The organism is Plantibacter sp. VKM Ac-2885, assembly GCF_015351205.1.
GTDB lineage: Bacteria > Actinomycetota > Actinomycetes > Actinomycetales > Microbacteriaceae > Plantibacter > Plantibacter auratus.
The window spans coordinates 1,579,153-1,599,902 of the sequence record NZ_JADKSK010000001.1 but is presented as its reverse complement, the minus strand read 5'-3'; the positions used below and the strand labels follow the sequence as shown (position 1 = coordinate 1,599,902).

Sequence of the window (20,750 nt, the reverse complement as noted above, 5' to 3'; positions counted from 1 at the left end):
GTACGCACGCGAGGTCGACGGGACCTGCGCCCGACCGGTCGGTCACCGTCACACCGGGTAACAGAGTTGCAGCTCCGGCCGGATGAGCGAAACGTAGCCTGTGCAGCGTCCACCGAATCGGCGTTGCAGCAGTCGTCCACAGCCGTTCGAAGGATCCCCCGTGAGCTCAGTCCACCCGGCAGCCGCCTCCGTGACCACCTTGCCGTCCCCCGTCGACGGTGGCGAGGTCGCCCCCGGTTTCGCCTCCCTGTCCCCCGACGACTTCAAGGCGGCGTTCCGTCAGCACCCGGCCGGCGTCTCGGTCATCACCGCGGACGACGGCAGCGGGCCGGTGGGACTCACCGCCACCTCGGTCTTCTCCGTCAGTGCGGAACCGCCGCTCCTCGTCTTCTCCGTGTCGTCGCTGTCCTCGAGCGCGCCGACGATCACCGCGTCCGACACCGTCGTCGTCCACCTCCTGGGTTCCGAGCAGCTGCACATCGCGAAGCTCTGCGCGACGAGCGGGATCGACCGTTTCGCCGACACCTCCATCTGGGACCGCCTGCCGACGGGCGAGCCGTACTTCACGGGCAACGGCGTCTGGATCCGCGGACGCATCGTCAACCGCATGGAGGCGGGCACCTCGACGGTCATCGCGGTGCACGCGCTGGAGTCGAGCGTCTCGCAGCTGCAAGCGGCCGAGGAGCCGGTCCGGGCCGAGCCTGCCGCCGAGGCGCCCGCTCCCGCCGCCCCGACGTTCAGCCCCAGCTTCGACGGCGCGCCGCTCGTCTACCACAACCGCACCTGGCACCGTCTCGACGCGAACTCGCAGATCGACGGCTGAGCGGCCTGCTGCTGGACATCTGTGCACTCGCAACCCACCGTCGGTCCACCGATCTCCGGATAGCGTGGTGACATCACCATCGTCGAGAGGACCATCATGGCTGGATCGAAAGCCCGCACCGCCGCACGTCTGCTGCTCGGAGGCGCACTCGTGTTCGCCGGCATCAGCCACCTGACCTTCGCTCGGAAGGACTTCCAGGCGCAGGTACCGGAATGGGTCCCGATCGACGAGGACACGACCGTGCTCGCCTCGGGCGTCGTCGAGATCGCCCTGGGTGCGGCGCTCGCCTCAGGCGTCAAGCGGACGGCCGTCGGCAACCTCGCCGCGGCGTTCTTCACCGCGATCTTCCCGGGCAACCTCTCCCAGTGGCTCAACCGCCGCGACGCCTTCGGCCTCGACACCGACAGCCGCCGGTTCACCCGCCTCTTCTTCCAGCCCGTGCTCATCGCCTGGGCCCTCTGGTCCACCCGCCGCTGAGCACCCGCCGTCGCTGAGTCGCCCGAATCTGCGCGTTTCCGCGTCGGATTCGAACATCCTCGGGCGAGTCAGCGGCTCGCGGCGGCTCTCCAGGTAGGGTCGAGGACACCAGAACCACAGGGAGAACGATGCTGACGACCGAAGCGACCATGGACGAGCTGCTCATCGCCGAACCCGTCGAGGCTCCGAGCGCAGGACGCAACGGTGTGGTCAGCCTGGTCGCGCTCGTCGCCATCCTCACGATCGTGGTCACCGCGATCGCGGTGCTCTTCTTCCCCGTCGTCCAGGGCGCGACCGCGTTCTTCTACTTCTTCCTCGCGGCCGGCGGCGGCCTCGGCGGCTGACGGCTCTACACGCTGAACGCACGAGGGCCGGATGGAATCGTGGATTCCATCCGGCCCTCGTGTGTTCAGCGCAGTTGCGCGGTGACTAGAAGTCCCAGTCCTCGTCTTCCGTGACCACGGCCTTGCCGATCACGTAGGAGGAGCCCGAGCCCGAGAAGAAGTCGTGGTTCTCGTCGGCGTTCGGGGAGAGCGCCGACAGGATCGCCGGGTTCACGTCCGTGACCGTCTTCGGGAACATGGCCTCGTAGCCGAGGTTCATGAGCGCCTTGTTGGCGTTGTAGTGCAGGAACTTCTTGACGTCCTCGGTGAGACCGACCTCGTCGTAGAGGTCCTGCGTGTACTGCACCTCGTTGTCGTAGAGCTCGTAGAGCAGCGAGAACGTGTAGTCCTTGACGTCGTCGCGCTCAGCCTGCGTCAGCTTCTCGAGGCCCTTCTGGAACTTGTAGCCGATGTAGTACCCGTGCACGGCCTCATCGCGGATGATCAGGCGGATCATGTCGGCGGTGTTGGTGAGCTTCGCGCGGCTCGACCAGTGCATCGGGAGGTAGAAGCCCGAGTAGAAGAGGAAGGACTCGAGGAGGGTCGAGGCGGCCTTCCGCTTCAGCGGGTCGTCACCGTGATAGCGGTCGAGGACGATGGACGCCTTCTTCTGCAGGTTCGGGTTCTCGACCGACCAACGGAACGCCTCGTCGATCTCCTTCGTGCTGCTGAGCGTGGAGAAGATCGAGGAGTAGCTCTTCGCGTGCACCGACTCCATGAACGCGATGTTCGTGTAGACGGCCTCCTCGTGCGGGGTGATCGCATCGGGGATGAGGGCGACGGCGCCGACGGTGCCCTGGATCGTGTCGAGGAGCGTGAGGCCCGTGAACACGCGCATCGTGAGCTGCTGCTCCTGCGGCGTCAGGGTGTTCCACGACTGGACGTCGTTCGACAGCGGGATCTTCTCGGGCAGCCAGAAGTTGTTGACGAGGCGGTTCCAGACCTCGACGTCCTTCTCGTCCTCGATCTTGTTCCAGTTGATCGCCTGGACGCGGTCGACCAGCTTGAGCTTCTCTGACATGAATTGGTGTCCTCTATCGGGAAGTGGGGTTGGCCCTTCGACAGGCTCAGGGACCGGTGATGCTGATGGCCCTCGACGGACCGGTGATGCTGATGGCCCTCGACGGACCGGTGATGCTGATGGCCCTCGACGGACCGGTGATGCTGATGCCCTTCGACAGGCTCAGGGACCGGGGTCGGGCTCAGGGACCGGAATACCGGTCACTGAGCCTGTCGAAGTGCAGATGACGAAGCGCGAAGCTCCTTAGAGCATGCAGCTGACGCAGCCGTCGACTTCCGTGCCCTCGAGCGCGAGCTGGCGGAGACGGATGTAGTAGATGGTCTTGATGCCCTTCTTCCACGCGTAGATCTGCGCCTTGTTGATGTCGCGCGTGGTGGCGGTGTCCTTGAAGAACAGCGTCAGCGACAGCCCCTGGTCGACGTGCTGCGTCGCCGCGGCGTACGTGTCGATGATCTTCTCGGCACCGATCTCGTAGGCGTCCTCGTAGTACTCCAGGTTGTCGTTCGTCATGAACGGAGCCGGGTAGTACACGCGACCGAGCTTGCCTTCCTTGCGGATCTCGATCTTCGACGCGATCGGGTGGATCGACGACGTGGAGTTGTTGATGTAGGAGATCGAACCGGTCGGCGGGACGGCCTGGAGGTTCTGGTTGTAGATGCCGTACTCCTGGATGGACGCCTTGAGGGCCGTCCAGTCCGCCTGCGTCGGGATCTGCACGCCGGCCTGCTCGAAGAGCTCGCGGCCACGAGCCGTCTCGGGCTCCCAGACCTGGTCGATGTACTTGTCGAAGAACTCACCCGACGCGTACTGCGAGTCGGCGAAACCGTCGAAGGTCTCCCCGCGCTCCTTGGCGATGAGGTTCGAGGCACGCAGCGCGTGGAACACCACCGTGTAGAAGTAGATGTTCGTGAAGTCGATGCCCTCGGGGCTGCCGTAGTGCACGCGCTCGCGGGCGAGGTAGCCGTGGAGGTTCATCTGGCCGAGGCCGATGGCGTGCGACTTGTCGTTGCCGTCCTCGATCGAACGCACCGAGGAGATGTGGCTCTGGTCGGACACGGAGGTGAGGCCGCGGATGGCGGTCTCGACCGTGCGACCGAAGTCGGGCGAGTCCATCGTGAGCGCGATGTTCAGCGAGCCGAGGTTGCAGGAGATGTCCTTGCCGATCTCCTTGTACGAGAGGTCCTCGTTGTAGGTGGTCGGCGTGTTGACCTGGAGGATCTCCGAGCAGAGGTTCGACATGTTGATGCGGCCCTTGATGGGGTTCGCCTTGTTCACCGTGTCTTCGAACACGATGTACGGGTAGCCGGACTCGAACTGGATCTCCGCGATGGTCTGGAAGAACTCGCGGGCGTTGATCTTCGTCTTCTTGATGCGGGAGTCGTCGACCATCTCGTGGTACTTCTCGCTCACCGAGATGTCGCCGAAGGGCACACCGTAGACGCGCTCGACGTCGTACGGCGAGAACAGGTACATGTCCTCGCCCTTCTTCGCCAGGTCGAAGGTGATGTCGGGGACGACGACGCCGAGGGACAGCGTCTTGATCCGGATCTTCTCGTCGGCGTTCTCACGCTTGGTGTCGAGGAAGCGCAGGATGTCGGGGTGGTGTGCGTTGAGGTACACCGCACCGGCGCCCTGACGCGCGCCGAGCTGGTTCGCGTAGCTGAAGGAGTCCTCGAGGAGCTTCATCACGGGGATGATGCCGCTCGACTGGTTCTCGATCTGCTTGATCGGTGCGCCGGACTCACGGATGTTCGACAGCGAGAGCGCCACACCGCCGCCACGCTTCGAGAGCTGGAGCGCGGAGTTGATGCCACGGGCGATCGACTCCATGTTGTCCTCGATGCGGAGGAGGAAGCAGGAGACGAGCTCGCCGCGCTGGGCCTTGCCCGAGTTGAGGAAGGTGGGCGTCGCCGGCTGGAACCGACCCGCGATGATCTCCTCGACGAGCGCGACCGCGAGCTGCTGGTCGCCGTCGGCGAGACCGAGGGCGGTCATGACGACGCGGTCCTCGAAGCGCTCGAGGTAGCGCTTGCCGTCGAAGGTCTTCAGCGTGTACGAGGTGTAGTACTTGAACGCGCCGAGGAAGGTCTGGAAGCGGAACTTCTTGGAGTAGGCCAGGTCGTTGAGTTCCTGGATGAAGTCGAACGAGTACTTGTCGAGCACTGCCTGCTCGTAGTACTCCTTCTCGACGAGGTAGTCGAGCCGTTCCTTCAGCGAGTGGAAGAAGACGGTGTTCTGGTTGACGTGCTGGAGGAAGTACTCCCGCGCGGCCTCACGGTCCTTGTCGAACTGGATCTCGCCGTTCGGGCCGTAGAGGTTGAGCATCGCGTTGAGCGAGTGGTAGTCCATCTGGCTCGTCGACGGTGCGTCGATCACTGAAACTGGCGCTGCTGCCAAAATGATTCCAATCCATTGTGGACGGTGGTGACATCGTCCTGGGTTCCGAAGAGTTCGAAGCGGTACAGGTGCGGGACCTTGCATTTGCTGGCGATCACGTCGCCGGCGAGCCCATAGGCCTCGCCGAAGTTCGTGTTGCCGGCGGCGATGACCCCGCGGATCAGGGAGCGGTTGGCCTCCACGTTGAGGAACCGGATCACCTGTTTGGGCACCGCTCCGTCGCCGTTGCCCCCGCCGTAGGTGGGGGTCACGAGGACGTAGGGTGCCGTGGCGTGCACGGCTTCGTCTTTCGCATACAGCGGGATCTGCAACGAGGGCAGGTCGAGCTTCTGCATGAAGCGATGCGTGTTGCCGGAAATGCTGGAGAAGTAGATCAGCCGTGGTTGCACGGGAGGCCTCCTCGTCGCCGTCCGGACGGGCGGATGGTGCGGTGCTGCTGGAGCCGGCTCATGATGACGCCTGCGACCGTGGGCTCAAGCCAGACGTGCGGCGAGCTCTTCGATCTTGTCGGGGCGGAAGCCCGACCAGTGGTCTTCCTCGGTGATGACGACCGGTGCCTGCAGGTAGCCGAGGGCCTTGACCTGCTCGAGTGCGTTCTCGTCGACCGAGAGGTCGAGGATGTTGTACTCGATGCCCTTGTTGTCGAGTGCGCGGTACGTCGCGGTGCACTGCACGCAACTGGGCTTCGTGTAGACCGTGATTGCCATAGCTCTTCGTGCCTTCCCCTCAAAATCTGGTGATTCCCGCGGCGTCCTGCGCCGGGGTTCCAATACTACATATAGTTGGCGACGTTCAGGCCAACCCCAAGGGCTAGTAGTTACAGCCCTGTAGTTTTCCACCGGGTTCTCCACCGTTTCGGGCGAGTTATCCACCGGTTCTCCACTGGGTACAACGCCCGTGGGCGACGCGAAAATCCCGGATTGACGGCCTTTTCTCCCCCGTCTGAGGGATATCTATCCACAGGTCAGATTCTCCTCCGCACCTCCGACATCCGTTGTCGGTTTGGGCGTGTCGCGGGCGTGTCGCGCGTGTCGGAACCGGTCCCTAGACTGGTGTCCTTGTGAGCAGCTACCGTGACCTTCTTCGTACCCCCGGCGTCGCCCGGATCATCGCGGCGCAGCTCACCGCACGCTTCCCGTTCGGGATGCTCTCGCTGGCCTTCCTGCTCCACATCGAGCAGGTCACCGGGTCCTACGGGGCCGCTGGGCTCGTCCTCGCCGCGACGAGCATCGGGCAGGCGATCGCCGGCCCCCTCACGAGTCGGTGGATGGGCGTCTGGGGCATCCGCAAGGTGCTCCTCCTCACCCTCGCGGTCTGTGCCGTCTCCGTCACGACCATCGCCCTCGTCACCATGACCGTCCCCGCGTACATGGCGGTCGGATTCGTCGCCGGGCTGAGCACGCCGCCCGTCCAGCCCGCGGTCCGCACCATCTACCCGAAGCTCGTCACCTCCCAGCAGCTCACCCCGTTGTTCTCCCTCGACGCCTCGGCCCAAGAGATCATCTGGGTGCTCGGGCCCGTCGTGACCACCTTCGTGTCCACCCAGGTCCGCACGGTCTGGGGCATCGCCCTGGCGGCGGTGATCATGGTCGTCGGCTGCCTGTGGTTCATCTCCTCACCGGAGGTCGGGCGCGTCCGCATCCCGAGGAGCCGTCGCAAGCTCGGGCAGGTGCTCAAGCGCCCGCCGGTCCTCCTCGCCACCGTCGTCGGCTTCCTCCTCATCGGCGCCTGTTCGGCCGTCGAGGCGGGCGTCGTCGCGACCTTCGGGCACGACGGCCTCGAGGCCGGTATCGTCCTTGCGATCTTCTCGGTCGGCTCGCTGGCCGGCGGCCTCGCCCTCGGACACACGCCGATCGGTCCCTACGCGCTGGCACGCCGCATCTTCATCGTCTTCGCCGGACTCGCCGTTGCGAGCCTCTTCCTCAACGCCTGGTGGCTGTCGGTCACCCTCTTCGTCGCCGGCATCGGTATCGCTCCGGCCCTCGCCGTGCTGTTCGCCATCGTCTCGGCGAGCGTGAAGTTCAGCGACACGGCCGAGGCCTACGGCTGGGTCGGCACCGGTCAGCTCATCGGTGCCGCGATGGGGTCGGCGGCAGCCGGCTTCCTCATCGACGGCTCCGGAGCGGTCGGCGCGTTCTGGGTCGCCGGCGTGTTCGCGCTGTTCGGCTTCGTCATCCCGTGGATCGGTCACCGGTGGCACCCCGACCTCCGCGGCCGCGACGCGAGCCCGATCCCCGACACCGAGCCGATCAACACCCACCCGTCCTGAGCCGCCCCGCTTCAGTCGGCGGCGCGCAGCGGCGCAAGGGCCCCGTCGAGTGCGGCCAGTTCGCCCAGCAGCATCGGCAACATGGTCGTCTGGCGGTCGTTGGGTGTGAACACCCCGTCGGCGATCTGCCGTGAGACGTACGGGATCTCCACGTTCGCACCGGTACTGACGAGGCCGAGTGCCTGCAGGACAGGTCGAAGCGCGACGACGCCGCGGGTTCCGCCAGACAGCCCGCCGTAGCTGACGATCCCGACCGGCTTCCGCGCCCACTCGTGCATGAGGTAGTCGAGCGCGTTCTTGAGGGCGGGCGCGTAGCTGTAGTTGTACTCGGGCGTCACGAACACGAAGGCGTCCGTCCGGTCGACCCGCTCGCTCCAGGCGATCGTGTGCGGGTGGACGTAGGCACGCTTCCGCGGGTGCGCGGGCTCGTCCATGAACGGCAACGCCAGCTCCCGGAGATCGACCGCGTCGACGGTGAACCGCTCGTCCGTCTCTGCCACGCCGGCGACCCAGTCGGCGACGGCACCGCCCACCCGCTCGGGACGGACGCTCCCGGTGACGATCATGAGTTGCGGCATGGGCTCCCTTTCGACGGTGACGGTGGCCCTGTCGAGGATACTGGTGCCATGGCAGACAGCACCCCGACCGTCCTCCTCAACGACGGGCACACGATCCCCCAGCTCGGCTTCGGCGTCTACAAGGTCCCGGACCTTGCCAGCACCGAGATCGTGCGGACGGCGCTGGAGGTCGGGTACCGCCATATCGACACCGCTTCGCTGTACGGCAACGAGCGCGGCACCGGCGTCGCGATCCGCGAGTCGGGCATCCCCCGCGACGAGCTCTTCGTCACGACGAAGGTCTGGAACACCGATCAGGGGTACGAGGAGACGCTACGCGCGTTCGACACGAGCCTCGACCTCCTCGGCCTCGACCACGTCGACCTGTACCTCATCCACTGGCCGGCCCCGCGGCAGGGCCGGTACCGCGAGACCTGGCGCGCGCTCGAGCGGTTGCGGGCCGCGGGACGTACGCGCTCCATCGGCGTCTCCAACTTCCAACGCAGCCATCTCGAACGACTCCTGGAGTCGGCGGACGTCACCCCGGCCGTCAACCAGGTCGAACTCCACCCGTTCCTCCCCCAGCGGGAGTTGCGCGCCGTCAACGCGGCACACGGCATCGCGACGGAGGCCTGGTCGCCACTCGCCCGCGGCCGCTTCTTCACGCCGTCCGCGGACGGGTCCGACGCCACCTCCGACCTCGGGGCCATCGCACAGAAGCACGGGCGCACGGTCGCGCAGGTGGTGCTGCGCTGGCACCTGCAGCTCGGCAACATCGTCATCCCCAAGTCGGCCACACCGGCGCGGATCGCGGAGAACTTCGCGGTGTTCGACTTCACCCTCGACGCCGACGACCTGGCCGCCATCTCGGCGCTCGAGAACGGCGAGCGCACCGGCACCGACCCGGATCGGCTCGACTGACGCGAGACCGTAGGCTGAACGCATGACCGAGCCCGTCGTCGACACCGCTTCCAGCCTCGCCGCCCGCACGATCACGCCCGTGGAGCTCCCGCGTCACCGCTGGGGTCGTCACGACGCGCCGGCTCGGGCGCTCGTGGTCCACGGACTCGGCAGCAACGGTCCGAGCACCTGGCGCATCTGCGCCGCCCTGGCCGATCGCGGTTGGCTCGTGGAGGCGGTCGACCTCCGCGGCCACGGTGTCGCCCCTCGTGCGTTGGACTACCGGGTCGAGGCCTACGCCGCCGATCTGCTGGCCACCAGGCCGACCACCGTGCCCGGCGTCGGGCACGCCGCGTGGGACCTCGTCGTCGGACACTCGCTCGGAGGCGCCGCCACCGCGGTCGCCGCCGCAGCCGATCCCCGATGGGCGGCGGCGGTCGTGCTGCTCGACCCCGCCATCGCGCTCGACGACCACGACGCCGAGATCATCCGGGCCAGCCAGGAGGCCGCCTTCGCCGACAACACGATCGCATCCGTCCGCGCGAAGAACCCCGAGTGGCACCCGCTCGACGTGGAGATCAAGGTCCAGGCCGTGTCCGAGGCGAGCCGATGGGCGATCGAGCAGACGAGCGAACAGAACCATCCGTGGGACGTCCGCCCCGCTGCGGCCGCTCTGCGCAACCCGACCTTCGTGATCGCCTCCGACCCGGAGGTGTACAGCCTCTTCCGCGGCGCGCTCGCTGCCGAGGTCCTCGCCAACCGCCAGGTCAGCCTGACGATCATCCAGGGCGCCGGTCACAACGTGCACCGGGATCGCCCGGCGGAGACCACGAAGGCCATCGGCGATTGGGCCGAGCTGCAACTCGAACAGCGGTCGCGTCGTCGGACCTGATCGCGACCCGCTTCCCAGGCTCCCTGCACCTCCGCGGTGCGGCCGCTCCCTCGGGTGATGCGGGTCGCGAGACCTGATCGTGACCCGCTTCCCAGGGTCCCTGCACCTCCGCGGTGCGGTGGCTCCCTAGGGTGATGCCATGACGCGCTCCGCAGTGACCCGCACCACCACCGTGTTCGTCTCCGCCGTCCTCGTCGGGCTCGTCCTCTCGGGCTGCTCGGCCGGGTCGAGTACCGAGGCCGGCAGCGACTCGCGAGCTGCGATGCCCGCGCCCGGCCAGGTCGCCGGCGACGCGCAGGTCGGCGTCGACGGCGCCGCCTCCCCCGACCTCACGCAACAGCAGGTGGTCACGACCGGTTCACTCACCGTCACTGCTGACGACCCGATCAGCACCGCGACGGACGCCACCCGGATCGTCACCGAGGCGGGCGGGCGCGTCGACAGCCGCGACGAGACTCCGGGCACCTCCGACCAGGCCGCGCAGGCGACGCTGACGGTCCGCATCCCCGCCGACGACTTCGACGACGTGCTCGCGCGGCTGCAGGCGCTCGGCACGGTGAACAACCTCTCCGTGTCCGCGGTGGACATCACCGCACAGGCCGCCGACCTCGACGCGCGGGTCACCGCCCTCCAGGCCTCGGTCGACCGCCTGCTCGGACTCATGGCGGCTTCGACCACGACGGCCGACCTCCTCGCCGCCGAGACCAGCCTGTCCCAGCGGCAGGCGGAACTGGACGGGCTCGTCGCCCAGCGCGACGCGCTCGCCGATCAGGTCGACTTCTCCTCCGTGTTCGTGAGCTTCGTGGCCCCCGGCTCGGTCGCGCCGGGTGTGCCCACGGACTTCTGGGGCGGTGTGGTCGCCGGGTGGAACGCGCTCGTCGCCGCCGCCTCGGGACTCGTCATCGTGGTCGGCGTCCTGGTGCCGTGGCTGCTCCCCCTCGCGGTCGTCGCCGCGGTCGTGGTCCTCCTCGTCAGGTCGGGCCGTCGGCGCGCTGCTCGCCGCTCGCAGACACCTGCCACCTCGGCCGGGCCCGATGCGACAATGGACCGGTGACCGCTCAAGCGCAGCACCACTCATCCGATCGATCGTTCGACCCCGCCTCGATCCTCAGTGACGGGCTCGTCGAGCGCATCCGCGAACGTGCCGCCGTGGCGGACCGCGAGAACGCCTTCTTCGACGAGGACCTCGCCGAGCTGCGAGCGTGCGGTTATCTCCGGGCGTTCGTCCCCGAGGAGTTCGGCGGCCTCGGCCTCGGCCTCGGCGAGGTCACGCTGCTCCAATCCCGGCTCGCCACCGCCGCCCCGGCGACCGCCCTCGCAATCAACATGCACCTCGTGTGGACGGGGGTCGCGCGACTGCTCCACACCCGAGGAGACGACTCGCTCCGCTTCGTCCTCGAGGGAGCTGCCGGGGACGAGCTCTACGCGTTCGGGGTGAGCGAGGCGGGCAACGACCTCGTACTCTTCGGATCCGACACCGAAGCCCGTCCGGGCCCCGACGGTTCCTATCGGTTCCACGGCCGGAAGATCTTCACCTCGCTGTCGCCCGCGTGGACCTGGCTGGGGACGACCGGGGTCGACACGACCTCGGCCGACGGTCCGAAGGTCGTCTACGGCTTCATCGATCGCTCGCGCGGCGGTTTCGAGATCCTCGACGACTGGGACACCGTCGGGATGCGCGCCAGCCAGAGCAGGACGACCCTGCTCCAGGGGGCCGAGTCGACGGCGGAGCACATCGTCCGACGCCTCGATCCGGGGCCCAACCCGGACCCCATCGTCTTCGGGATCTTCGCCTGCTTCGAGACCCTCATCGCCGCCGTGTACACGGGCATCGGCGAACGCGCCCTCCGGCTGGCGGTCGAGACCGCCCACCGGAAGACGTCGAAGAAGGCCGGTGGCGCGAGCTACGCGGCCGATCCCGACATCCGCCGTCGGATCGCCTCGGCCGCCATCGCGTACGACGGCATGCTGCCGCAGCTCGCCGGCATCGCCCGGGACCTCGACGACGGCATCGACCACGGCGCGCTCTGGTTCCCGAAGCTCGTCGGGCTCAAGGTCCGTGCGACGGAGACCGCTCGCGAGGTCGTCGATCAGGCGATCCGGGTCGCCGGCGGCGGCAGCTACTTCGCCGCGAGCGAATTGGGCCGGCTGTACCGCGACGTCCTCGCCGGGATGTTCCATCCCTCCGACGACGAGTCCGCCCACGCCACGGTCGCGAACGCTTGGCTCGGGCCCGTGTGACGGCTCGGGCCGGCCTGACGACTCGGCTCAGCCGCGGTTGTTGCTGAGCTCGAAGATCCGCAGGAGTTCGCCGACCGCGGCGTCCTTGCTGTCCCCACCCTCCTCGAACATCTGCGTGACATGCGTCAGCAGGTGGTTCTCGACGAGCAGTTTGTTGAGGGATCCCAGCGACTTCTGGATGGCGAGCGACTGCGTGATGATGTCCATGCAGTAGTCCTCGTTCTCGATCATCTTCTCGAGGCCACGCATCTGGCCCTCGAGGATCTTCGTCCGGTGCAGGGCCCGCTTCTTGATGTCTTCGATCACCGGCTCAGGGTACCACCAGGGGGTACGGTGCCCTCCTCCTCCATCGGACCGGAGGGCACGGTCGACGAGCCTAGGATGGGCGGATGACGAGCTCCCCCACACTCGAACTCACCGCCGCCGACGCGGACCGCGCGCGAGCCCTGCGCTCGATGAAGCGCCTGGCCACCGGACTGCTCCTCGTCATGGCGGTCATCTTCGCCGTCGCGTTCGCGCTCGAGGGACGCTACCCGTGGTTGGCGTATGTCAGGGCCGCTGCGGAAGGCGGCATGGTCGGGGCGCTCGCGGACTGGTTCGCCGTCACCGCCCTCTTCCGGCACCCGCTCGGCATCCCGATCCCCCACACGGCGATCATCCCGAAGCGGAAGGACGAGATCGGCGTCAGCCTCGGCGAGTTCGTGGAGACCAACTTCCTCTCCGAGGAGGTCGTGCGGCAGAAGCTCGCGTCCGTCTCCGTCTCGGAGAAGCTCGGCGGATGGTTGTCCGAGCCCGCGAACGCCGAGCGGGTCACCGCCGAGGGGTCCATCGCCGTGCGGGGTCTCCTGGAGACGCTGTCCGACGACGACGTCCGCGAAGTCATCGAGGCGTTGGCGTCCAAACACCTCATCGACCCACAGTGGGCACCGAACATCGGCCGTTGGGTCGAGCACATCGTCGGCGTCGGCGCGCACCACGACGCGGTCGACCTCCTCCTCGACCGCACGGGTGAGTGGCTCAGCACGAACCCGAAGGCGTTCGAACGCCTGGTCTCGAGCCGTCTGCCGACCTGGGTGCCATCCTTCGTCGACCGGCTCGTGGACGACAAGCTCTACCGGGAGGCCGTGTCCTTCGTCCAGGCCGTCCGCGCGGACCCCGACCACCAGCTCCGTCATGCCCTCGACGGCTACCTCGGCGAGCTCGCGGAGCAGCTGCAGCACGACGACGCGACCATCACCCGCTTCGAGAACGCCAAGCACGAGGTCATCGACAGTCCTCGTGTCCGGGAGGTCGCCGGTAAGACCTGGACGGCCGCGAAGAGCGCGTTCCTGGAAGCCCTCGACGCTCCCGACAGCGACCTCCGTGTGCGGATCTCCGGCACCATCGCGGACTTCGGCCGGCGACTGTCGACCGACCGGGCGTTCTCCACCCGCGTCGACACCCGCGTCGCGGACGCCCTGTCCTACGTCGTCACCCGCTACCGGCACGACATCGCGAGCATCATCACCGAGACCGTCGAGCGTTGGGACGCCCGCGAGACCACCCAGAAGATCGAGCTGCTCGTGGGGCGCGACCTGCAGTTCATCCGCTTGAACGGCACCATCGTCGGCGCGCTCGCCGGCCTCGCGATCTTCACGGTCGCGCAGGCGGTCCTCCGCGCGTTCTGACGACGGGACCGGTCAGCGCTTCGGGAGCAGCTCCACGGAGATGAGGTTCACGACGTCGTTCGCGAGCAGGTCGAGCGACCCCTGGTCCTTGCACGTGAAGGTGAAGACGACGAGGATCCCCATCTTCGTGAGCGACCGGACGCCCCAGTACGTGCGCTCCCCCGAGGGCTGGGTCCACGACAGGACCCGGAACTCGATGAGGCCCCCGCCACTGTTGTAGTTCAGCTGTTCCGTCGTGCCGTCCGCCTTGACGTAGTCGGCCCCGACGTACTTCGCCATGTAGGCGTCGCTCGACTTCTCGTCGTCTCCGACCGCGATCTCGTCAGGCGTCAGCGCGATGTCGCCGAGTCCGACGTCGCAGGAGGTCGCCGCGTTCCGGTAGATCTCGACGCCGTTCCGGTCCGGACCGATCGCCGCCCAGGACGAATCCAGGTCGTTCGTCAGGTAGGCCGTCCATTCGGCGGGGACGTCCTGCCCGGCCGCGAAGTCGAGGTCGGGAGGGATGGAGACGTAGGTCTTCGTCGGCTCGGGCGTCGAGTCCGTCTCGGTGGGCGTCGGCGACGCGGTCTTCGTCGGGGTGGCCGAGCGGGTGGGGCTCGGGTCCGCGACCGGTGCGCCACCCTGCGTGAGGACGAGGGCGACGACGGTGATGATCGCCGCCAACACGAGCGGGACACCGACGGCGAGGGCGATGATGAGCCCCGTCCGCTTGCGCTTCGGGGCACCGGGAGGCGGCGGCTGCTGACCGTACCCTGGAGGGCCCTGCGGTGGCTGCTGCTGGTACGGGGTCTGCTGCGGCTGATACGGCTGCTGCGGCTGCCCGCCGGAGGGGCTCTGCTGCCCGCCATACGGGTTCTGCTGGTACGGGTTCTGCTGGTACGGGTTCTGCTGGTACGGGTTCTGCTGCTGTCCGTGCGGGTTCTGCTGCTGCGGTCCCTGCCCGTACTGCGGCTGCGGCTGTCCGTATGGGTTCTGCTGCTGCGGTCCCTGTCCATACGGCTGCTGCGGCTGCTGACCGGAGGGGTGCTGCTGCTGCTGACCCGTCGGCCATTGCGGCGGGCGGCCGTCAGGCTGCTGCGGGTCGGGAGGCGGTACATCGGTCACGGGAGTGGCCTTTCGACGGAACGGCGGGCGGAGCGGGTGAACTGCCCGGCCGCACGCCTGCAGTTCGTGCCGTCAGCCTATCTGCGACGGACCGACGCCGGTGGGCACATCCTGCACCAGAATGGTGACGTGTCCACCGCCCCCACCACACCCCGCACCCGCAGCGAGCGCCTCGACGCGCTCCCGTTCACCAAGGCCCACGGGCGACTGCTCGTCGGTTCCGGCGTCGGCTGGGCCCTCGACGCCATGGACGTCGGACTCGTGTCCTTCGTCCTCGCCCAGCTCGCCGTGCAGTGGCAGCTCGGGAACACGGAGCTCTCCTGGATCGCCTCAGCCGGGTTCCTCGGCATGGCCATCGGTGCGACGCTCGGGGGCTTGCTCGCCGACCGGGTCGGTCGGCGCCACGTCTTCGCGATCACCCTGCTCGTGTTCGGCATCGCGACGGGCGCGTCGGCCCTCGCCTGGGGACTCGGCGTGCTCATCGTGCTGCGGTTCATCGTCGGCCTCGGACTCGGCGCCGAGCTGCCCGTCGCCTCGACCCTCATGAGCGAGTTCGCCCCGCCACGGATCCGCGGGCGGATCATCGTGTTCCTGGAGGCGTTCTGGGCCATCGGGTGGATCGCCGCCGCCCTCATCGGCTACCTGGTCGTGCCGACGAGCGACGACGGTTGGCGTTGGGCCCTCGCCATCGGCGCGTTGCCCGCGGTCTACGCGGCCATCGTGCGGACGCGTCTCCCAGAGTCGGTGCGCTTCCTCGAGTCGCGTGGACGTCACCGCGAGGCCGAGGCCGTCGTCCGCGAGTTCGAGGCATCGGCCGGCGTCGCCCACCCGGAAGCCGCCGACGACACCACCACCGACACCCCCGTGAGCATCGGTCTCTCCGCCGGCGAGCGCCTCCGTGGGCTGTGGGTGCCCACGCATCGCCGCGACACCGGATCGCTCTGGATCGTGTGGTTCTGCGTCAACTTCTCCTACTACGGCGCGTTCATCTGGATCCCGACGATCCTCGTCGCCTCCGGGTTCTCCCTCGTCCGGTCCTTCGGTTTCACGCTGATCATCACCCTCGCCCAGATCCCGGGCTACGCCGTCTCAGCGTGGTTGATCGAGGCCTGGGGCCGGAAGCAGACGCTCGCGACCTTCCTCGCGGGCTCCGCGGTGTCGGCGGTCCTGTTCGGCACGGCGACGACCGAACCGATGATCATCGTGTTCGGGATGTGCCTGTCCTTCTGCAACCTCGGCGCCTGGGGCGCCCTGTACGCGACGACCCCGGAGCTGTATCCGACGGCGCTCCGTGCGACCGGGGCGGGGTGGGCCGCCGGCATCGGCCGCATCGCCTCGATCATCGCCCCGCTGTCGGTCCCGGTGCTCCTCCTCGCAGGACAGGCCCTGCTCTTCTCCGTGTTCGCCGCCTTCTTCGTCGTCGCCGCGGTCGCCGCACTGTTCCTCTCGGACATGCGCGGCCGCTCCCTCGGCTGAGCCGCGTCCCACCGCTCACCCCGCACCGCCAGTCGGCCGGGTCGGTCGGCGTCGATGCGACAGAATGGGGCCGTGACCGAATCCACCAGCGCCGTGTCCCCGTCCGCCTCCGTCGACCGACGTCCGATCTCGGGACGGCGTGTCGATCTCGAGCACGGTGCGTACACCGCGTCGATCGCCTCGGTCGGTGCCTCACTGCGGTTCCTGCGACACGACGGCCGGGACCTCGTCGTCCCGTTCGACGCCGAGGAGGTCCGTCCGGCGTTCCGCGGCGCCATGCTCGCCCCGTGGCCCAACCGCGTCGTCGACGGCCGGTACACCTTCGCGGGCGTCGACCACGAGCTCGCACTCACGGAACCCGCTCGCGGTCACGCCCTCCACGGGCTCGCCGCCTGGTCGGAGTGGGACCTCGTGTCGTCGAGCATGGCGTCGGCAGCGTTCCGTGTGGTCATCGAGGCGCAGGAGGGCTATCCGTTCCGCGTCCAGGTCACGGCGACCTACACGCTCGACGACGACGGACTCCGCACCGACGTCGAGGCGCTGAACCTCGGCGACGTCGACGCACCCTACGGCACCGGACCGCACCCGTACCTCGTCGCGGGTGAGGGCCGTGTCGACGACTGGACGCTCGAACTGCCCGCCGCCGAGGTGCTCACCGTCACGCCGGACCGGCTCATCCCGGTCTCGCTGGAGCCCGTCGACACGGAGGCGACGGAGCACTTCGACTTCCGCGCACCCCGGACCATCGGCGACACCTTCATCGATCACGCGTACACGGCGCTCGATCGCGACGTCGACGGCCGGGTCACGGTGCGCGTGACGACGCCATCCGGCAGCGGCGTCGCCATGCACTGGGGTGATGGTCTGCCCTGGGTCCAGGTGCACACGGCCGATCAGCCCGTCGCGGAGCTGAACCGACTGGGGCTCGCCGTCGAGCCGATGACCTGTCCCCCTGACGCCTTCTCGACCGGGACCGATCTCGTCGTCCTGGCTCCCAATACACCACACCGGGTGTCCTGGACCATCGCAGCACTCTGACAGTCGTCGGGGCTAGGCTGGCGACATGTCACAGACTCTTGCGAAACTCACCGGTGGCCCGCTCGACAGCGAGATCATCCCGCTCGAAGACGGTCAGGACGGCGAGCTCGTCCTGCCCTACGGCGAAGGCCAGCTCATCTACCGTCCCGTCGGCGAAGCGACGAACACCGGCGACCACGACGGCCCGACGACGACCGACTACGAGTACGTCGAGTCGACGGAGGACATCTCCCCGACGAACCGTAACGGCAACGGCGACGACGACTCGATCGGCTGAACCGAACCACCCTGTTCCACCTGAACGCCGGTAGCTGAGCCTCAGCTGCCGGCGTTCGGCGTTCACTCGCCCTGGTCGTCGACCGTCACCGTGAAGGTCTGGACCCGGAGCGGAAGCACGGGTGTCATCCGGACCTCCAGGCGGAGGCGCCCCTCCGTCCCCTCGACGAACCAGACCAGGTGGTCCGGCGAATCGCAGATCGGCGTCGCGCGCCCCGAAGCCACCTCGGCGATGCCACCGACGGCGGTGACAGCGGCGTCGACCGCCTCGCGTCGCTCCTCCAGTGGCCGGTCGAGGGCGACGTTCTCAGCGAACAGCGACGTGGCGACGCGGTCGTCCCAGTGCGACAGCAGCCCGGTCGCAGTCATGGACGCCACGAGGGTCTCCGGCCAGGGGCGGATCGCCGGTTCCGGCAGCTCGCCGGAGGCCTGGGCGCCGGCGATCGCCAGCCGCAAGGCCTGTTCGGCGGGCTTCGCCACGGCCGCGTAGCCGGCGTTCTCGAAGGCGACGACGCCCAACCCGGATGTCGGGTGCCACCGCATGTGGGCGCTGTAGCCGGGGTAGCCGCCCGAGTGCGAGACGAGCGTCCCGAGGTCGGCGTCCTCCTCGACGAAGAGGCCGAAGCCATAGCCGAGCGCGAGTCTCGGCGGCACGCCGTCGAGGGTGGGCCGCGACGGAGCGAGCCGGTGCAGCTGCTGCATCTCGCGGCGGCTGGCGCTCGACAGCGGTCCGGTCTCGTCCCCGGTCCAGGCGCCGTCGAGCCAGCGCACCCATCCGATCAGGGTGGAGGCCGAGGCGAAGAGCCCGCCGATCGAGGAGAAGACCCCGGGGCCGGAGAACGGGACCTCGACGAATCGGCCGTCTTCATCGACGGCCCGTTCGCGGCGGACACGATGACCGGTCGCCGTGACCGCCCCGTCGCCTTCGGGGCGCTCGAACACGGCGCCGAGCCCGAGCGGCTCCAGCAGGAGCGAGGTCACCGCATCGATGTAGGAGCCACCGGTCACACGCTCGATGACCTGCCCGAGCAGCGCATAGCCGAGGTTCGAGTAGGAGAACGCCGTCCCGGGTGTCGTGACGCATCGGACGCCGCGCACGAGCAGCCGCCGGAACTCGTCCACGCTGATCGACTCCTGGCGGTCACCCCACGGATCGTCCGTTCCGAGCCCACCCGACATCGTCAGGAGCATCCGCACGGTCGGCCGGACGGCGATCCCGTCAGGGAGCACCGGTGCGAACTCCGGCACGAACCCGTCCACTGGCGCGTCCAGGTCGAGGCGGCCGGCATCGCGGAGGATGAGGAGCACGGCGGCGGTGAAGCTCTTCGTGCAGGAGGCGATGCGGAACAGCGTGTCGGCGTCCGGCACCGGACCGCCCAAGGCGACCCCGCCGAACCCCTGCTCGAACCGGACCCGCTCGCGGTCGAACACGGCGACGTACGATCCCGGGGCGACGCCGGAGGTGATCCGGTCCTGGAAGACCCGCGTGATGTCCGTCTCGGTGCTGTCCTCGACCAGGTGCATGCCGCCTCCTCCTCGACGGCCCTCGGCAGCCGTCCGCGATCTCGTCGCGCTTCGAGCGTACGACCATTCCGCGCCACCGGGCGCCATCGCACGGGGTGCCGGGCGTAGGGTGCTCCTCCGCCAGGACGAAGTCAAGGGGCACCGATCAGCGACGTCCGATGCCCGCCGCGGGAGTAGCGTCATCTCCCGGATCGACCGTCGACGGGACGGCCGTGGAAGGAGTCATTCCATGTCGAACACGTCGACCTCCGGGCGACCTGCCCCGGTGCGGAGCCTCGTCCCCGCCAGGATGGACCGATTGCCGTGGACCCGGTTCCACTGGATGATCGTCGTCGGTCTCGGCTTCTCATGGGTGCTGGACGGTCTCGAGATCCAGATCGTCGCCTCCGCCGGATTCCAGAAGTCGCTGGGGCTGTCGGCGGCGGAGGTCGGACTCCTCGGGACGATCTATCTGCTCGGCCAGGTGACGGGTGCCCTCGTCTTCGGCCGCATGGCGGACCGCCTCGGCCGCAAGAAGCTCTTCATCCTGACCCTCGCGATCTACCTCGTCGCGAGCGGCATCGCGGGCTTGTCCCCCACGTTCTGGTTCCTCGCCATCTTCCGGTTCTTCGCCGGCATGGGCATCGGCGGCGAGTACGCGGCGATCAACTCGGCCATCGACGAGCTCATCCCGTCGAAGTACCGCGGGCACGTCGACATCGCCATCAACGGCACCTACTGGGGTGGCGCCGCCCTCGGATCGGCGGCGAACCTGTTCCTGCTGAACACCGACTACTTTGCCGAGGACGTCGGCTGGCGCATCGGGTTCTTCATCGGGCCGGTCCTCGGTCTCGCCATCATCTTCCTGCGACGCCACATCCCCGAGAGTCCGCGGTGGCTCATGACGCACGGTCGGGAACAGGAGGCGGAGGCCACGGTCGACGACATCGAGGCGACCGTCCGCAAGCAGGGCGGGACGATCGAGCCGGTCGACGAGTCGAAGGCGCTCACGGTGCAGGCCCAGGGCCACATCCCGATCCGGACCATCTTCGGCGTCCTCTTCTCGAAATACCCGAAGCGCACCTTCGTCGGCCTCGCGATGATGATCACCCAGTCGTTCCTGTACAACGCGATCTTCTTCACCTACGCGCTGGTGCTGCAGAACTTCTACGGCACGAGCCCCTCGTCGACGCAGTACTACTTCTTCCCCTTCGCGATCGGCAACCTGCTCGGCCCGCTCCTCCTCGGCAGGCTGTTCGACACCTGGGGTCGTCGCCAGATGATCTTCCTCACCTACGGGGTCTCCGGGGCGGTCCTGGCGGTTTCGGCGGTGCTCTTCAACGCCGGTGCGCTCGACGCGACGACCCAGACGATCTTCTGGTGCGTCTCGTTCTTCTTCGCCTCCGCCGGTGCGTCCAGCGCCTACCTGACCGTGAGCGAGATCTTCCCGCTCGAGCTCCGCAGCCAGGTGATCGGCTACTTCTTCGCGATCGGACAGATCGCGGGTTCGGTCGCGCCCCTGCTCTACGGGATCCTGATCGGTGATGGCACGGACCGCGGTCCGCTCACCGTGGGCTACTTCGTCGGTGCAGGCGTGATGGTCCTCGGCGGGTTGATCGCCCTCATCTTCGGGGTCGACGCCGCGCGGAAGTCACTCGAGGACATCACGGAACCCCTGTCGATCGTGCGCGACGAGCAAGGCTCGGGACGCTGAGCCCGGTCCGCG

The 20,750-nt window shown here is 68.2% G+C and carries 22 protein-coding genes; 14 read left to right on the top strand and 8 right to left on the bottom strand.

The features are described from left to right. The first annotated feature begins 199 nt into the window (after positions 1–199). The 3 genes from ITJ66_RS07755 to ITJ66_RS07745 all read left to right on the top strand — a co-directional run bounded on the left by ITJ66_RS07755 (position 200) and on the right by ITJ66_RS07745 (position 1,644). Positions 200–823 (top strand): flavin reductase family protein, encoded by a 624-nt coding sequence (locus tag ITJ66_RS07755; RefSeq protein WP_199862174.1) that lies wholly within the window; start codon positions 200–202, stop codon positions 821–823. A 96-nt stretch (positions 824–919) separates the two neighbouring features. After that, positions 920–1,300: a DoxX family membrane protein gene (locus ITJ66_RS07750; RefSeq protein ID WP_079705419.1), complete on the top strand. Its 381-nt coding sequence runs from the start codon at positions 920–922 to the stop codon at positions 1,298–1,300. Positions 1,301–1,428: 128 nt separating this feature from the next. Further along, positions 1,429–1,644 (top strand): hypothetical protein, encoded by a 216-nt coding sequence (locus tag ITJ66_RS07745; protein WP_194644284.1) that lies wholly within the window; start codon positions 1,429–1,431, stop codon positions 1,642–1,644. A gap of 85 nt (positions 1,645–1,729) precedes the next feature. On the opposite strand, the gene nrdF is transcribed toward ITJ66_RS07745, so the two are convergent. Continuing rightward, positions 1,730–2,704 (bottom strand): class 1b ribonucleoside-diphosphate reductase subunit beta, encoded by a 975-nt coding sequence (gene nrdF / locus ITJ66_RS07740; protein ID WP_056007612.1) that lies wholly within the window; start codon positions 2,702–2,704, stop codon positions 1,730–1,732. Between the two features lie 59 nt (positions 2,705–2,763). On the opposite strand from nrdF, the gene ITJ66_RS07735 reads away from it, so the two are divergent. After that, positions 2,764–2,931 (top strand): hypothetical protein, encoded by a 168-nt coding sequence (locus ITJ66_RS07735; protein WP_194644281.1) that lies wholly within the window; start codon positions 2,764–2,766, stop codon positions 2,929–2,931. A 16-nt stretch (positions 2,932–2,947) separates the two neighbouring features. Here ITJ66_RS07735 and nrdE read toward each other — a convergent pair whose 3' ends face one another. From nrdE to nrdH, 3 genes are all read right to left on the bottom strand, one after another. After that, positions 2,948–5,053, bottom strand: a complete 2,106-nt coding sequence (nrdE, locus tag ITJ66_RS07730) for a class 1b ribonucleoside-diphosphate reductase subunit alpha (protein WP_079706251.1) — start codon at positions 5,051–5,053, stop codon at positions 2,948–2,950. A gap of 23 nt (positions 5,054–5,076) precedes the next feature. Then, positions 5,077–5,490 carry a class Ib ribonucleoside-diphosphate reductase assembly flavoprotein NrdI gene (gene nrdI, locus ITJ66_RS07725; protein ID WP_064296523.1) on the bottom strand — a complete coding sequence of 138 codons (414 nt, stop codon included), beginning with the start codon at positions 5,488–5,490 and terminating at the stop codon, positions 5,077–5,079. A gap of 84 nt (positions 5,491–5,574) precedes the next feature. Continuing rightward, positions 5,575–5,808 carry a glutaredoxin-like protein NrdH gene (gene nrdH, locus ITJ66_RS07720; RefSeq protein ID WP_056007615.1) on the bottom strand — a complete coding sequence of 78 codons (234 nt, stop codon included), beginning with the start codon at positions 5,806–5,808 and terminating at the stop codon, positions 5,575–5,577. 353 nt (positions 5,809–6,161) lie between these two features. Between nrdH and ITJ66_RS07715 the strand changes: the two genes are divergently transcribed. After that, positions 6,162–7,370: an MFS transporter gene (locus tag ITJ66_RS07715; RefSeq protein WP_194644279.1), complete on the top strand. Its 1,209-nt coding sequence runs from the start codon at positions 6,162–6,164 to the stop codon at positions 7,368–7,370. Between the two features lie 11 nt (positions 7,371–7,381). On the opposite strand, the gene ITJ66_RS07710 is transcribed toward ITJ66_RS07715, so the two are convergent. Then, positions 7,382–7,948 carry an NADPH-dependent FMN reductase gene (locus ITJ66_RS07710; RefSeq protein WP_194601986.1) on the bottom strand — a complete coding sequence of 189 codons (567 nt, stop codon included), beginning with the start codon at positions 7,946–7,948 and terminating at the stop codon, positions 7,382–7,384. Between the two features lie 48 nt (positions 7,949–7,996). Here ITJ66_RS07710 and ITJ66_RS07705 point away from each other — a divergent pair, with 48 nt between their 5' ends. The 4 genes from ITJ66_RS07705 to ITJ66_RS07690 all read left to right on the top strand — a co-directional run bounded on the left by ITJ66_RS07705 (position 7,997) and on the right by ITJ66_RS07690 (position 11,960). Continuing rightward, complete coding sequence (locus tag ITJ66_RS07705) at positions 7,997–8,848, top strand: aldo/keto reductase (RefSeq protein ID WP_194644277.1); 852 nt, start codon at positions 7,997–7,999, stop codon at positions 8,846–8,848. Between the two features lie 22 nt (positions 8,849–8,870). Further along, complete coding sequence (locus tag ITJ66_RS07700; RefSeq protein WP_194644275.1) at positions 8,871–9,719, top strand: alpha/beta fold hydrolase; 849 nt, start codon at positions 8,871–8,873, stop codon at positions 9,717–9,719. Between the two features lie 139 nt (positions 9,720–9,858). Beyond that, positions 9,859–10,773 (top strand): DUF4349 domain-containing protein, encoded by a 915-nt coding sequence (locus ITJ66_RS07695; protein ID WP_194644273.1) that lies wholly within the window; start codon positions 9,859–9,861, stop codon positions 10,771–10,773. Continuing rightward, a complete protein-coding gene (locus tag ITJ66_RS07690; protein WP_194644271.1) occupies positions 10,770–11,960 on the top strand; it encodes an acyl-CoA dehydrogenase family protein in 1,191 nt (396 codons plus the stop codon). The genes ITJ66_RS07695 and ITJ66_RS07690 overlap by 4 nt, the downstream gene beginning before the upstream one ends. 27 nt (positions 11,961–11,987) lie before the next feature. Here the strand turns inward: ITJ66_RS07690 and ITJ66_RS07685 are convergent, their stop codons facing one another. Then, positions 11,988–12,266 carry a metal-sensitive transcriptional regulator gene (locus ITJ66_RS07685; protein WP_064296530.1) on the bottom strand — a complete coding sequence of 93 codons (279 nt, stop codon included), beginning with the start codon at positions 12,264–12,266 and terminating at the stop codon, positions 11,988–11,990. Between the two features lie 83 nt (positions 12,267–12,349). Here ITJ66_RS07685 and ITJ66_RS07680 point away from each other — a divergent pair, with 83 nt between their 5' ends. Beyond that, positions 12,350–13,627 (top strand): DUF445 domain-containing protein, encoded by a 1,278-nt coding sequence (locus ITJ66_RS07680; RefSeq protein ID WP_175116194.1) that lies wholly within the window; start codon positions 12,350–12,352, stop codon positions 13,625–13,627. A gap of 12 nt (positions 13,628–13,639) precedes the next feature. Here the strand turns inward: ITJ66_RS07680 and ITJ66_RS07675 are convergent, their stop codons facing one another. Next, entirely contained in the window at positions 13,640–14,731 is a 1,092-nt protein-coding gene (locus ITJ66_RS07675; RefSeq protein ID WP_194644269.1) for a hypothetical protein, read from the bottom strand. A gap of 129 nt (positions 14,732–14,860) precedes the next feature. Between ITJ66_RS07675 and ITJ66_RS07670 the strand changes: the two genes are divergently transcribed. From ITJ66_RS07670 to ITJ66_RS07660, 3 genes are all read left to right on the top strand, one after another. Next, entirely contained in the window at positions 14,861–16,207 is a 1,347-nt protein-coding gene (locus ITJ66_RS07670; protein WP_194644267.1) for an MFS transporter, read from the top strand. Positions 16,208–16,279: 72 nt separating this feature from the next. Next, entirely contained in the window at positions 16,280–17,245 is a 966-nt protein-coding gene (locus tag ITJ66_RS07665) for an aldose 1-epimerase family protein (RefSeq protein ID WP_307783505.1), read from the top strand. 25 nt (positions 17,246–17,270) lie between these two features. After that, entirely contained in the window at positions 17,271–17,522 is a 252-nt protein-coding gene (locus tag ITJ66_RS07660) for a response regulator (RefSeq protein ID WP_079001938.1), read from the top strand. 62 nt (positions 17,523–17,584) lie between these two features. Here the strand turns inward: ITJ66_RS07660 and ITJ66_RS07655 are convergent, their stop codons facing one another. Beyond that, positions 17,585–19,045 carry a serine hydrolase gene (locus ITJ66_RS07655; RefSeq protein WP_194644265.1) on the bottom strand — a complete coding sequence of 487 codons (1,461 nt, stop codon included), beginning with the start codon at positions 19,043–19,045 and terminating at the stop codon, positions 17,585–17,587. Between the two features lie 229 nt (positions 19,046–19,274). Between ITJ66_RS07655 and ITJ66_RS07650 the strand changes: the two genes are divergently transcribed. After that, positions 19,275–20,738, top strand: coding sequence for an MFS transporter (locus ITJ66_RS07650; protein ID WP_191940708.1), 1,464 nt, complete (start codon positions 19,275–19,277; stop codon positions 20,736–20,738). The last annotated feature ends 12 nt before the right edge of the window (positions 20,739–20,750 follow it).